The sequence below is a fragment of the Enterococcus sp. S22(2020) genome (genome assembly GCF_020295385.1).
Classification (GTDB): Bacteria; Bacillota; Bacilli; order Lactobacillales; family Enterococcaceae; genus Enterococcus_L; species Enterococcus_L dunnyi.
On sequence record NZ_JACFUD010000004.1, the window covers coordinates 530373 to 543170 of the forward strand.

A 12798-nucleotide genomic window follows, 5' to 3' on the forward strand; every position below is an offset into this window, starting at 1 on the left:
TATGATAAAAATTTCTCATTCATAGTAGCACAATCTATTGGATTTGCAAGGGCTTTACTAAGAAAAAACGAAATAAAAAAATTTGATTTATCTAATTTGAAAAAGTTTTGATATAATTGACCAGTATGTCATAGAAAGGTAGTATGATAGAGGATAGTCAACATTGATTGAGGAGTTGAAAGTATGGAAAGTGAATTGAAAATGCCAATAAAAATAAGCGTTCATATGGCGAAATGGCTCGTGATCTCTGCGTTAATCGGACTAATAATGGGGATACTATCTGCCTTTTTTTTGAAAAGTTTAGATCTAGTGACCACAACAAGATTGAATCATACGTGGCTATTGTTTCTATTGCCATTTAGTGGAGCTGTGTTTGCCTTTTTATATAAGCGATATGGAGGGAATGCAGTCAGAGGAAATAATCTTGTGATCGATCAAGCAAATGGTGGAGCAGAAAATATTCCTCTACGGTTGATCCCGCTAACGCTATTCGGAACGATCACGACTCATTTATTCGGTGGCTCTGTCGGACGTGAAGGAACGGCTGTCCAAATGGGTGGAACAGTTGCCAATGCAGTTGGACGTTTGTTTCGTTTGGATAAATTAGAAAGAGAAATCGTTATTATCAGCGGGATCAGTGCTGGTTTTAGTTCAGTCTTCGGTACACCACTAGCTGGTACGGTCTTTGGCTTGGAAGTGTTGGTGATTGGCCGATTAAGATCAGACGCCATCTTTCCAAGTTTTTTTGCAGCATTTTTTGCAAATTTTGTAACAGAATCATTGGGCGTTACACATACACACTATAACATGGGGCAAATTCCAGACTGGACACCACTAGTATTCATAAAAGTTTTTGCAGCTGGTATTTGTTTTGGCTTAGCAGGCTGGCTGTTTAGCCGTTCCATCGTTTTTATCAAGAAGATTTATGCAAATTGGATCGAAAATGTTGTTTTGAGAAACTTTATTGGCGGTGCGGTTGTTGTTATTGTCGTCTTAGTTTTACAAACACAACGTTATCTTGGCTTGAGTTTACCGTTATTAAAAGATGCGTTCAATGGAGAAAGCTATTGGTTTGATTGGATAGGGAAGCTTTTCTTCACTGTGTTGTCATTGGGAGCTGGATATCAAGGTGGAGAAGTGACACCGCTATTTGAAATTGGTGCAACATTAGGCAGCAGCTTGGCTGTGGTCCTCCATTTATCTATTCCGTTTTTAGCTGGACTGGGCTTCATTGGGGTCTTCTCAGGAGCGACCAATACTCCTATTGCTTGCTTTATTATGGGGATCGAACTTTTTGGCAGTGACGCTGCTGTTTTCTTTTTCATGATTTGTCTAGTGAGCTACATGTGTTCTGGAAATGCTGGAATCTATTCTGCACAGCGAATTGGTGTTGAAAAAGGAGTGTTGTTTTTACCATTATGGACAAACTGGCAAGAACGGCGGAAAAAGTGATTTCATGAAGATATGCTATACTAGTTGAAGAGGTGAAGACATGAAAGATTATCAATACCCTTTAGATTTGGACTGGACCACAGATGAGATGGTCATCGTGACGAATATGTGGTCAGCAGTGGAACAGGCAAACGAAACTGGGATGGAGACAGCAGAGTTTTTACAAACCTATCAACGTTTCAAAACTGTTGTCAAAAGCATTGGCGAAGAAAAACGCTTAGGGAATGAATTTCAAAAAGTCTCAGGATATTCATTATATAGAACGGTTCAGCAAGCGAAAAGACAGCAGACAGGCAGATTGAAACTAGGAGCTGATTAAGAGGATGACAGAAAAAATGATTACTGAAATCAAAGGATGGATGCAAGAAGCCGCTGTGTTTATCAAAACTAGTTTATCAACTGAGATGGCTGTTTCGCAAAAATCAGGGCGGACAGATTTAGTGACGAATATTGACGAGGAGACTCAGGCATTGCTGATCAAGAAAATCAAAGAACAGTATCCAGCTGATAAGATTTTGGCAGAAGAAAAAGGGTACAGCACAATCGACTCTCTAGCAGGCCGCGTCTGGATCATCGATCCAATCGACGGTACGATGAATTTTGTGATGAAGCAGGAAAACTTTTGTATCATGATCGCTGTTTTTGAAGATGGGATCGGAAAACTAGGGTTTATTTATGATGTGATGAAAGATGAGTTATGCTGGGGCGGAAAAGGGATCGGTGTGTTCCTGGGAGAACAAAAGCTGATACAGCCGCAAAATTTAGGACTATCAGCTGGCTTACTTGGGATGAATGCCTACATGTTTGGTGAAAATATCCACTGTGCTAGAGAAATCGGACATGCTTCGATGGGTGTACGTGTGAGTGGTTGTGCAGGTATCGAGTTGATCGCCATGTTAAAAGGCAATCATATTGGTTATGTCTCTAATTTGAGCCCTTGGGATTATGCAGCTGGATTGGTTTTACTAGAGGAATTCAATTTTCTTTACTCTACTATAGAAGGAGAAGACTTATCGTTTTCTGGTCGCGAGTACTTTTTAGCAGCAACTCCAAAGGCATATAATGAAATTAGAACAAACTTTTTAGATAAGTAAACGAAGTCTGAGGTTGATTTTTAGCGAATAATGTGCTATTTTTCAGAAAATAGCAAGAAAATCATGAAGTTTTCACAACTTTTGAAAGCTTTAGACTATATTTCATGAAAAAAGTTTGCTATAATAAACAGTCGGATTTAATGAACAAGTGACGTAAGGCTAAAGGATAAGGAGCAATTACAGTGAAATACAGAGAAGATATCAGAAACGTAGCAATCATCGCCCACGTCGACCATGGGAAAACAACTTTGGTGGATGAATTATTAAAACAATCGCAAACATTAGATGGACATACGCAGCTGCAAGAACGTGCGATGGACTCAAATGCGATCGAAAGTGAACGTGGGATCACGATTTTAGCCAAAAATACAGCCGTAGATTATAATGGCACACGCATCAATATTTTAGATACTCCTGGACACGCGGACTTCGGTGGTGAAGTAGAGCGTATCATGAAAATGGTCGATGGGGTAGTCTTAGTTGTCGATGCTTACGAAGGAACGATGCCTCAAACTCGTTTCGTATTGAAAAAAGCATTAGAACAAAAAGTAACACCGATCGTTGTAGTAAATAAAATCGATAAACCATCTGCTCGTCCTGAGCACGTTGTGGATGAAGTCTTAGAATTATTTATCGAATTAGGTGCAGATGATGATCAATTGGATTTCCCAGTTGTATATGCATCAGCTTTAAATGGAACCTCAAGTAATTCAGATAACCCAGAAGACCAAGAACCAACTATGGCGCCGATTTTTGATCAAATCATCGATCATGTACCAGCTCCAGTTGATAACTCAGATGAACCATTACAATTCCAAGTTTCATTATTAGATTACAATGATTACGTTGGACGTATTGGTATTGGTCGTGTTTTCCGCGGCACAATGAAAGTTGGCGATCAAGTTGCTTTGATGAAACTAGATGGCAGCGTGAAAAATTTCCGTGTAACGAAAATCTTTGGTTTCTTCGGCTTACAACGTGTTGAGATCAATGAAGCAAAAGCTGGGGATTTGATTGCTGTTTCTGGTATGGAAGATATTTTCGTTGGAGAAACAGTTGCTGATGTAGCACATCAAGAAGCTTTACCGATTCTACACATCGACGAACCAACATTACAAATGACATTCTTAGTAAATAACTCTCCTTTTGCCGGTCGGGAAGGTAAATTTGTCACAGCGCGTAAAATCGAAGAACGCTTGATGGCGGAATTACAAACAGACGTATCACTACGCGTAGAACCAATTGCTCCAGATGCTTGGACTGTTTCTGGTCGTGGTGAATTGCACTTGTCGATCTTGATCGAAAATATGCGCCGTGAAGGGTATGAATTACAAGTATCTCGTCCAGAAGTTATTGAACGTGAGATCGAAGGTGTAAAATGTGAACCTTTTGAACGTGTTCAAATCGATACACCGGAAGAATATATGGGTAGTGTCATTGAATCATTAAGCCAACGTAAAGGTGAAATGCAAGACATGATCCATACTGGGAATGGTCAAATTCGTTTGATTTTCTTAGCGCCAGCTCGTGGTTTGATCGGTTATACAACTGAGTTCTTATCAATGACTCGTGGTTATGGAATCATGCACCATACTTTTGATCAATACTTACCGATGATCCAAGGAACGATCGGTGGACGTCACCAAGGCGCACTTGTTTCTATCGATACAGGTAAAGCAACTACGTATAGTATCATGAGTATTGAAGAACGCGGAACAGTCTTTGTAGAACCAACAACTGAAGTTTACGAAGGAATGATCATCGGTGAGAATAACCGTGATAATGACTTAACAGTAAATATCACGAAGGCTAAACAAATGACCAACGTACGTTCTGCAACTAAAGACCAAACATCAGTGATCAAAAAACCTAAAAAACTTACATTAGAAGAATCACTAGAGTTCTTGAATGATGATGAATACTGTGAAGTAACACCAGAAAGCATCCGTTTAAGAAAACAAATTTTAAACAAAAACGAACGTGAAAAAGCAAGTAAAAAGAAAAAAGTAGCAGAATAAACTCGTCGTTTGACTATTTCTTAGCTACACGAAATTAGATGAGACATGACAATGATTGTTGTGTCCCATCTTTTTTTGTGGATAACTCTAAATGGAAAGCTAAAAAAGTGCGTATACTATTTTATAAAGCTTGGTAAATAAGGGTTTTTGAAAAAGAGTTAAGGATAAATATGTTTCACGAAAACAGATTTGTTTCACGGTGAACCACGATCCTTTATTGAATTGCAAGATAGGGCGTGCTAAAATAACTGTCATATACAAAGAATGGAGCGAACCACATGATTGACATAAAAGCACTATTAAAAGAAAAATTTGGCTATGATGATTTTCGTCAAGGTCAAGAAGAAATCATCAATCATGTCTTAAATAAAGAAAATGTATTAGGGATCATGCCCACAGGCGGCGGCAAATCGATTTGCTATCAACTGCCTGCTCTTGCTTTAGAGAATTTGACTTTAGTGATTTCGCCGTTGATTTCCTTGATGAAAGATCAAGTCGATGCTCTCAACATGATGGGGATCCCTGCGACGTTTATCAATAGCACGATTTCTCAGCAAGAGATGAACAAACGAGTTCAACTAGCTGTAGATCGAAAAGTCAAACTTCTTTATGTGGCACCAGAACGTTTAGAGTCTTTTGATTTTCAGCAGCTGCTTTTACATGTACCCATCGATTTACTGGCTGTGGATGAGGCACACTGTATTTCGCAATGGGGACATGACTTTCGTCCTAGCTATTTACGTTTAGCTGAAATCATCGAACAATTTCAGCAACAGCCTTCAGTCATTGCATTGACTGCTACAGCGACACCTCAAGTTGCAGAAGATATCTTAGAGCAATTACACATACCAAAACTGAATCAAGTTCAAACAGGGTTTGCCCGTGAAAACTTATCCTTTCAAGTAGTGAAAGATCAAAACCGCGACGTTTATTTGCTGGAATACTTAAAGATGAACAAAGATCAGTCGGGAATTGTCTATGCAAGCACTAGAAAAGAAGTAGAACGGATCTATCATTTATTGAAAAGTAAGAAAATTGCTGTTGGTATGTACCACGGAGGCATGAATGAGAGTGATCGAAATCATAATCAAGAGGAATTTTTATTTGACAAAATACAGGTGATGGTTGCTACAAATGCATTTGGTATGGGGATCAATAAAAGTAATGTACGGTTTGTCATCCATGCTCAAATTCCAGGGAATATTGAGTCCTATTATCAAGAGGCTGGTCGTGCTGGTCGTGATGGGCTGCCAAGTGATGCTGTATTGTTATACGGACCTCAGGATCTGCAAATCCAGCAGTTTTTTATCGATCAATCTGAGATGACGATCGACTACAAGCAAAAAGAATATATGAAGCTGCGTGAAATGTCACAGTATGCCAATGCTCAAATGTGTTTACAGCAATTCATTTTACGTTATTTTGGTGAGCAGGGAACAGAATGCGGTCGCTGTTCCAATTGTTTAGATGAACGAGAATTAGTCGATGTGACAGTCGATGCTCAAAAAGTCCTGTCCTGCGTCAAACGTATGGGAGAAAAATTTGGTAAAGGGTTGGTTGGTAAAGTATTGACGGGTTCAAAGGATCAAAAAATCGATCAGTGGCATTTCCATCGTTTACCGACCTATGGACTAATGAAAGATCGTACCCAAAAGGAAGTCACTCAGCTCATCGACTACCTCACTGCAGAAAGATATTTGACACCATCTGACGGACAATACCCGTTGTTATCTGTTTCTCCTACTGGTGTTCAGGTGTTATTAGGCAAACAAACGGTTTTTAGAAAAGAAGATCAGCGCGTAAGGAAAGTTGCAGCTGTAGATGACGCATTGTTTGAAGTGTTGAGAGGACTAAGATTGGATTTAGCACAGGATGCTGGTGTTCCGCCGTATCTAATTTTTTCAGATAGCACCTTAAAAGAAATGTGTGAAAAACGACCTAAAAATTCGATTCAGCTGCTTCAAATAAAAGGAGTAGGTCAAAACAAGCTGGATAAGTACGGTGAACAGTTTATTGAGGCTATAACAGCTTTTTCAAAAGAAAATTAAAAATGCTTGATCAACTAAAGCGCGAAATAGACTAAATGCACTTTAGTTGATCAAGCTAAACACTCATTATTCCAATTATTTGGGGTAGACTGCAAAACGATCTTCTTTTAAAGAAACGATCTGAATGGGTTCATTATAAAAGTCAGTAAAGTTTTTTTCGTTAAAAAGGCTGTCACGAGCGCCTTTTGCAAAAATTTCTCCGTCTTTCAATAACATCAAATGTTCAAAACAAGGAAGGATCTCTTCTGTATGATGTGTCACATAAAGCAAAGTTGGATGATTTTTTTGAGTTGCGATTTGCTGGATTTGATTCAGTAGTTTTTCTCGTGCAAATAAATCAAGCCCGTTACAAGGTTCATCTAGAATCAATAATTCTGGATGTGCCATCAAAGCTCTAGAGATCAACACAAGTTGTCGTTCGCCTTGAGATAGCACTTCATATTTTTTTCCGATCAATGAAGCACCGCCAGCGTTAATCAAAATCATTTTAGCTTCCTCTAACTCTTCGTCTGTATACTCTTGGTAGATGCCGATACTGGCGAATTTACCAGATAAAACGATGCGTTCAGCTGTTTCCCAATTTTTCATTCGATACTGCAAAGCAGTGCTGACCCAGCCGATCCTTCGTTGTAGCTCTGGAATCGAGGTATGCCCAAAAACTTCATCTAAGACTTCCAACCTCCCGGATGAAGGCCAAAGGTAACCGCAAATCAATTGTAAAAGCAACGTCTTGCCTGCACCGTTCAATCCCAAAATGGCCCAATTTTCAGATGAATCAACGGACCAAGTTACGTTATTTAACAGTGTCTTTTTATCCCGAATAAAAGAGACATGTTCAAATTTGAATGCATTCATATAACTCCTCCTTTGGTTTATTTTACCATTAAAAATTAAGAATAGAAGAGACTCAGCTGAAAAAAAGTGAAAGAAGAAAATACTGTCAAGAAAATTTCATTGACAAAGCTTTCATCCCCCTGTATAATTGCTTTTGTTGCGTTAAGAGGTGATGAATATGAAATGGTCTTTACTAGAACTAAATAAATACAAAGACAATCCATTAGAATTCTCGGAGACATTAGATTTAAAAGCATCATTGATGAAGCGGGATCATTTGATTTTGGATGTTAGTCCTGTAAAAACGACTGGAATCTTATCAGTTGGCAAAGAGGAGTATTTGATTCATTATCGAATCGATGTTATTGTAACGGTGCCATCTTCACGTTCTTTAACTCCTGTTCCGCTAAGTATGGTGATTGATGTTGACGAAGTGTTTATGACACAAGAACAATATCAAAACAAAGATGATCGTTTATCAGATGAAGAAATCATTTTGTTGGAGAAGCCGACGATCGATTTAGACGAATCTGTAGAAGACAACATTCTTTTAGCGATACCGATTCAAGTGTTGACAGAAGAAGAACAAACAAGCAATGACATGCCTAAAGGAAATGATTGGGAAGTTTTGTCAGAAGAAGCATACTTGGAAAAAAGAGAAACAGAAGCACAACAAACAACGGATCCTCGTCTTGCCAAATTATCTGAGTTATTTAACGAAACAGCAGATAGCGATGATGACTAAGTAAGATTGGAATATATCGTGCACTCGCTGCACACATCTTTACAAGGAGGTGGAACACCAATGGCAGTACCAGCTAGAAGAACTTCAAAAGCTAAAAAGGGCAAACGCCGTACTCACTACAAATTAACAATCAAAGGTTTGAATGCATGTTCAAACTGTGGTGAAATGAGAAAAAGCCATCACGTATGTCCAGCATGTGGTCATTACGATGGAAAAGACGTAGTCTCTAAAGAAGCATAAAACATTTTTTTGAAAATGTTCCAAATCCCCTAGGCTAACCATGGAGCCTAGGGGATTTATTTTATGAGAAAGTGTTTTTGAGCGAAGAAGAAATGTCTAGAATTTTACATAAACGATAAAAATGAACGTAATCGAACTATTTTTGTTTTCATATCAATCATTCTACGTTATAATAATGTAGATTATAAGAAACTTCTAATGAATTTCTTTTCAAAGACAGTAGGAGGATACAAGATGACAAAACAACAATTTGGCGTAGTCGGAATGGCCGTGATGGGAAAAAATCTAGCATTGAATATTGAAAGTAGAGGCTATTCAGTTGCTCTATTTAATCGTACAGGATCAAAAACAACAGATGTTGTTGAAGAGCACCCTGATAAAAATTTTAAAGCAACATACACGATCGAAGAGTTTGTAGATTCTATTGAAAAACCACGTCGTATCATGTTGATGGTTCAAGCAGGCTTTGCGACTGATGCAACGATCCAAGAATTATTACCTCATTTAGATAAAGGCGATATTTTGATCGATGGCGGAAACACATTCTTCAAAGATACGATTCGTAGAAATGAAGAATTAGCGAACTCTGGAATCAACTTCATCGGAACTGGTGTTTCAGGTGGTGAAGAAGGTGCTTTAAAAGGACCTTCGATCATGCCTGGTGGGCAGAAGGAAGCATACGAATTAGTCGCTCCTATTTTAGAAAAGATTTCTGCAAAAGCGGAAGATGGTGAACCATGTGTGACATACATCGGTCCTAACGGAGCTGGTCACTATGTGAAGATGGTCCACAACGGTATCGAATACGGAGATATGCAGCTGATTGCAGAATCGTATGATCTTATGAAAAATATCCTTGGTCTTTCTGTAGATGAAATGGCTGAGATTTTCAAAGAGTGGAATCAAGGTGAATTAGATAGTTATCTTGTGGAGATCACTGCAGATATTTTGACACGTAAAGATGATGAAGGAACAGGACAACCAATCGTTGATGTTATCTTAGATGCTGCTGGGAATAAAGGAACTGGTAAATGGACAAGCCAAAGCTCTTTAGACTTAGGTGTACCGTTACCACTGATTACGGAGTCTGTTTTCGCCCGCTTTATTTCAGCATATAAAGAGGAACGTGTAAAAGCTAGTAAAGTATTAGCAAAACCTGAAAAAGCAGTGTATTCAGGAGATAAGAAAGAATTGATCGAAAAAATCCGCGAAGCACTTTATTTCAGTAAAATCATGAGTTACGCTCAAGGTTTTGCTCAGCTGCGTGTTGCATCAGAAGATTATGACTGGGATCTGCCATTCGGTGACATTGCAAAAATTTGGCGTGCGGGATGTATCATCCGTGCACAGTTTTTACAAAAAATTACAGATGCATATGATAAAAACCCAACGATTGAGAACTTACTCTTAGATGACTACTTTATCGATATTACAAAAAAATATCAGCAATCCGTACGTGATGTTGTTTCGATTGCTGTACAGGCTGGCGTACCAGTACCAACATTTGCCTCAGCTATTGCATACTATGACTCTTATCGTTCAGAAAGATTGCCTGCAAACATCATTCAGGCACAAAGAGATTACTTTGGAGCTCATACGTATCAACGTACTGATAAAGAAGGAACATACCACTATAGCTGGTATAACGAAGAATAATATGTTCGAAAGCCATGGGATTAAGAATTTTCTCATGGTTTTCTCTCTGTTACGAAGTGAAAATAGGTTGTTGCTAGCTTTTTAAGATAAAAGTGGGTATAATAGGTAGGCTTTAAGATAGCTTTTAAAGAGAGAGGAAAAATAACCAATGAGTAATATTCTTATTATTGAAGATGAAAAAAACTTAGCTCGTTTTGTAGAGCTTGAATTAAAACATGAAGGTTACACGACAGAAGTTCACTATAATGGACGTACAGGCTTAGAAGCAGCCTTGAATGATGAGTGGGATGCCATTCTTTTAGATTTGATGTTGCCGGAATTAAATGGTCTTGAAGTTTGCCGTAGAATCCGCCAAGTAAAAAATACGCCGATCATCATGATGACAGCTCGTGATTCTGTGATCGATCGTGTATCTGGTTTAGATCATGGTGCCGATGACTATATCGTAAAGCCATTTGCAATTGAAGAACTTTTGGCACGTTTACGTGCATTGCTTCGTCGTATCGATATCGAAGGAGATAAAAATGTAGCGAAACAAACAACAATTACATATCGTGACTTAACGATTGAAAAAGAAAATCGCGTCGTTCGCCGTAATTCTGAGATGATAGAATTGACTAAACGTGAGTATGAGCTGCTTTTGACATTGATGGAAAATGTCAATGTTGTTTTAGCACGAGATGTTCTTTTAAACAAAGTGTGGGGTTATGAAACAGAAGTTGAAACGAACGTAGTTGATGTTTATATCCGCTATTTGCGTAATAAAATTGATGTTCCTGGCGAAGAAAGCTATATCCAAACCGTTCGTGGAACAGGATATGTGATGCGCTCGTGAGACCGTTAAAATCAAAAAAGATAGAAAGAAAAGAACTGAAGGGGCCTTCTTTGACGATCAAGTGGGCCTTTGCAAGTTCTTTCTTCATATTCGTTGTTTTTACGATATTCGCTGTTATTACATATAAGACATCTGTTAGCCTCATTGTTCAAAAAGAACGGGAGAATGCTGAAAGGACGGTTGCCGAAGTGGGGAATCGTTTGGCTAATGTTGAAGCTGATTTGACTGTATCGGAGGTCTATGAAAAGTTAAAAACGCCAAGCTTAGATACAAATGATCTGGACAACAAAAAAGTTTCAGTCGAAGGTTCGTTGATGGAGATGGACAGCATGCTTTCAGAGCTAGGACAACCGGCACTATTCTTATCTGTATTTGATCCGGAAGGAACATTACTTTTTGAAACCCAAAAAGCACAGAATCAGTTGGTCAAAAAAGGAAAGCAGAAGGCAGAGATCAAGACATTAAACGATAAAACAGGTTACTTGATCATCCAACCTGTGTATTCAAAGAGTACAAGAGAAAAAACTGGTTATATTCAAGCCTTCTATGAGCTGTCTTCTTTTTACGCAATTAAAAATCATTTGCTGCTGACCTTAATCATTCTGGAAGTCATTTCACTGATACTTAGCAGTGTATTAGGATTCCTACTATCTTCTTATTTCTTGAAACCTTTGAAAGTACTGAGAGATACTATGGATACGATTCGAAAAAATCCGCAGTCTAGTATTCACATGCCGGACATACACTCAAATGACGAGTTGGCGGATCTTGCTGAAATCTTTAATGAAATGTTAGATCGGATGAGACGCTATATTGAACAACAAGAACAATTTGTAGAAGACGTTTCTCATGAACTGCGGACACCAGTCGCGATTATCGAGGGACATTTAAATCTATTAAATCGTTGGGGAAAAGAAGATCCAGAGGTTTTAGATGAATCTTTAGAGGCTAGTTTACAGGAAATCACTCGAATGAAAAGCCTTGTCCAAGAAATGCTGGATTTATCTCGTGCAGAACAAGTAGATACACTCTACCCAAATCACACAACTAACGCTAAACAAGTCGTGTATCAGGTGTTTAATAACTTCAAACTTCTATATCCTGATTTTGTGATCACACTGGATGATGATTTACTGCATGAAGTTAAGTTAGGGATTTATCGTAATCACTTTGAACAATTGCTGATCATTATTTTAGATAATGCGGTAAAATACTCTACAACTCGAAAAGAAGTCCATATCTCGATCTCTAAAACACTAAATGAATTTGAAATCGCAATTCAGGACTTTGGAGAAGGAATTTCAGAAGATGAACTCGATAAAATTTTTAATCGTTTTTATAGAGTAGATAAAGCCAGAGCTAGAAACAAAGGCGGTAATGGATTAGGATTGTCAATCGCCAAGCAATTGGTGGAAAATTATAAAGGAAGAATCGATGCTGAAAGTGTCATTCATCAAGGAACGATATTCAGAATCCATATTCCAATAGTAGAAAATAGTGAAGACAACGAGTAGGTGCGAAAAGCACCTACTTTTTTTGGGTAATTAGCCGAATAATTGAGAGCTATATATGATGAATGTAGCAGAAAAACCGAATGCTGATTTGAAGTTATCTAAATTTGTTCGCTAAGAAAAAAAAGAACGAAATTTAGGCATTTTCTAGTTGCATTTTATGATAAGTATTGTTATATTTATACATGTTCTGATTGATGTTCTTTACTAGAAATTTGTTGAGAAAAAAGTAAAATTTCTTCTTGACGAATAAAAGTAATTCATGATAGAATAACAAAGTTGCTGATGAAAAAAGCAATTAAAACATTGGAAAATCAGGAAGAAAGTTGTTGACAAATAACAAACAACCTGATAAACTAATGGAG

General features: G+C 38.1%; 11 protein-coding genes. 10 read left to right on the forward strand and 1 reads right to left on the reverse strand.

The annotated features are described in order from the left end of the window. Window positions 1-183: 183 nt before the first annotated feature. The 5 genes from H3T55_RS11040 (at window position 184) to recQ (ending at window position 6612) form a co-directional block, all read left to right on the forward strand. Complete coding sequence (locus H3T55_RS11040; RefSeq protein WP_225534499.1) at window positions 184-1452, forward strand: voltage-gated chloride channel family protein; 1269 nt, start codon at window positions 184-186, stop codon at window positions 1450-1452. Window positions 1453-1492: 40 nt separating this feature from the next. Further along, a complete protein-coding gene (locus H3T55_RS11045) occupies window positions 1493-1771 on the forward strand; it encodes a UPF0223 family protein (protein ID WP_087641510.1) in 279 nt (92 codons plus the stop codon). A gap of 4 nt (window positions 1772-1775) precedes the next feature. After that, the gene (locus tag H3T55_RS11050) at window positions 1776-2546 is read left to right on the forward strand and encodes an inositol monophosphatase family protein (RefSeq protein ID WP_225534500.1); all 771 of its coding nucleotides are present in this window, start codon (window positions 1776-1778) and stop codon (window positions 2544-2546) included. A gap of 182 nt (window positions 2547-2728) precedes the next feature. Next, window positions 2729-4564 carry a translational GTPase TypA gene (gene typA / locus H3T55_RS11055; RefSeq protein ID WP_225534501.1) on the forward strand — a complete coding sequence of 612 codons (1836 nt, stop codon included), beginning with the start codon at window positions 2729-2731 and terminating at the stop codon, window positions 4562-4564. 278 nt (window positions 4565-4842) lie between these two features. Further along, window positions 4843-6612, forward strand: coding sequence for a DNA helicase RecQ (recQ, locus tag H3T55_RS11060; protein ID WP_225534502.1), 1770 nt, complete (start codon window positions 4843-4845; stop codon window positions 6610-6612). A 75-nt stretch (window positions 6613-6687) separates the two neighbouring features. Here recQ and H3T55_RS11065 read toward each other — a convergent pair whose 3' ends face one another. Next, window positions 6688-7467 (reverse strand): ABC transporter ATP-binding protein, encoded by a 780-nt coding sequence (locus H3T55_RS11065; protein ID WP_225534503.1) that lies wholly within the window; start codon window positions 7465-7467, stop codon window positions 6688-6690. A 157-nt stretch (window positions 7468-7624) separates the two neighbouring features. Here H3T55_RS11065 and H3T55_RS11070 point away from each other — a divergent pair, with 157 nt between their 5' ends. The 5 genes from H3T55_RS11070 (at window position 7625) to H3T55_RS11090 (ending at window position 12436) form a co-directional block, all read left to right on the forward strand. After that, window positions 7625-8191 carry a YceD family protein gene (locus H3T55_RS11070; RefSeq protein WP_087641515.1) on the forward strand — a complete coding sequence of 189 codons (567 nt, stop codon included), beginning with the start codon at window positions 7625-7627 and terminating at the stop codon, window positions 8189-8191. A 60-nt stretch (window positions 8192-8251) separates the two neighbouring features. Next, complete coding sequence (gene rpmF / locus H3T55_RS11075) at window positions 8252-8431, forward strand: 50S ribosomal protein L32 (RefSeq protein ID WP_069634653.1); 180 nt, start codon at window positions 8252-8254, stop codon at window positions 8429-8431. 234 nt (window positions 8432-8665) lie between these two features. Further along, window positions 8666-10087 carry an NADP-dependent phosphogluconate dehydrogenase gene (gene gndA, locus H3T55_RS11080; protein WP_087641516.1) on the forward strand — a complete coding sequence of 474 codons (1422 nt, stop codon included), beginning with the start codon at window positions 8666-8668 and terminating at the stop codon, window positions 10085-10087. Between the two features lie 148 nt (window positions 10088-10235). Further along, window positions 10236-10922 carry a response regulator transcription factor gene (locus H3T55_RS11085; RefSeq protein WP_087641517.1) on the forward strand — a complete coding sequence of 229 codons (687 nt, stop codon included), beginning with the start codon at window positions 10236-10238 and terminating at the stop codon, window positions 10920-10922. After that, window positions 10919-12436 carry a HAMP domain-containing histidine kinase gene (locus H3T55_RS11090; RefSeq protein WP_176372852.1) on the forward strand — a complete coding sequence of 506 codons (1518 nt, stop codon included), beginning with the start codon at window positions 10919-10921 and terminating at the stop codon, window positions 12434-12436. The genes H3T55_RS11085 and H3T55_RS11090 overlap by 4 nt, the downstream gene beginning before the upstream one ends. Window positions 12437-12798 lie beyond the last annotated feature (362 nt).

What these genes read in the sequence shown, in the direction of transcription:
- H3T55_RS11040 (WP_225534499.1), top strand. Translation starts at nt 184, where the DNA reads ATGGAAAGTGAATTGAAAATGCCAATAAAAATAAGCGTTCATATGGCG.
- H3T55_RS11045 (WP_087641510.1), top strand. Translation starts at nt 1,493, where the DNA reads ATGAAAGATTATCAATACCCTTTAGATTTGGACTGGACCACAGATGAG.
- H3T55_RS11050 (WP_225534500.1), top strand. Translation starts at nt 1,776, where the DNA reads ATGACAGAAAAAATGATTACTGAAATCAAAGGATGGATGCAAGAAGCC.
- recQ (WP_225534502.1), top strand. Translation starts at nt 4,843, where the DNA reads ATGATTGACATAAAAGCACTATTAAAAGAAAAATTTGGCTATGATGAT.
- H3T55_RS11065 (WP_225534503.1), bottom strand. Translation starts at nt 7,467, where the DNA reads ATGAATGCATTCAAATTTGAACATGTCTCTTTTATTCGGGATAAAAAG.
- H3T55_RS11070 (WP_087641515.1), top strand. Translation starts at nt 7,625, where the DNA reads ATGAAATGGTCTTTACTAGAACTAAATAAATACAAAGACAATCCATTA.
- rpmF (WP_069634653.1), top strand. Translation starts at nt 8,252, where the DNA reads ATGGCAGTACCAGCTAGAAGAACTTCAAAAGCTAAAAAGGGCAAACGC.
- gndA (WP_087641516.1), top strand. Translation starts at nt 8,666, where the DNA reads ATGACAAAACAACAATTTGGCGTAGTCGGAATGGCCGTGATGGGAAAA.
- H3T55_RS11085 (WP_087641517.1), top strand. Translation starts at nt 10,236, where the DNA reads ATGAGTAATATTCTTATTATTGAAGATGAAAAAAACTTAGCTCGTTTT.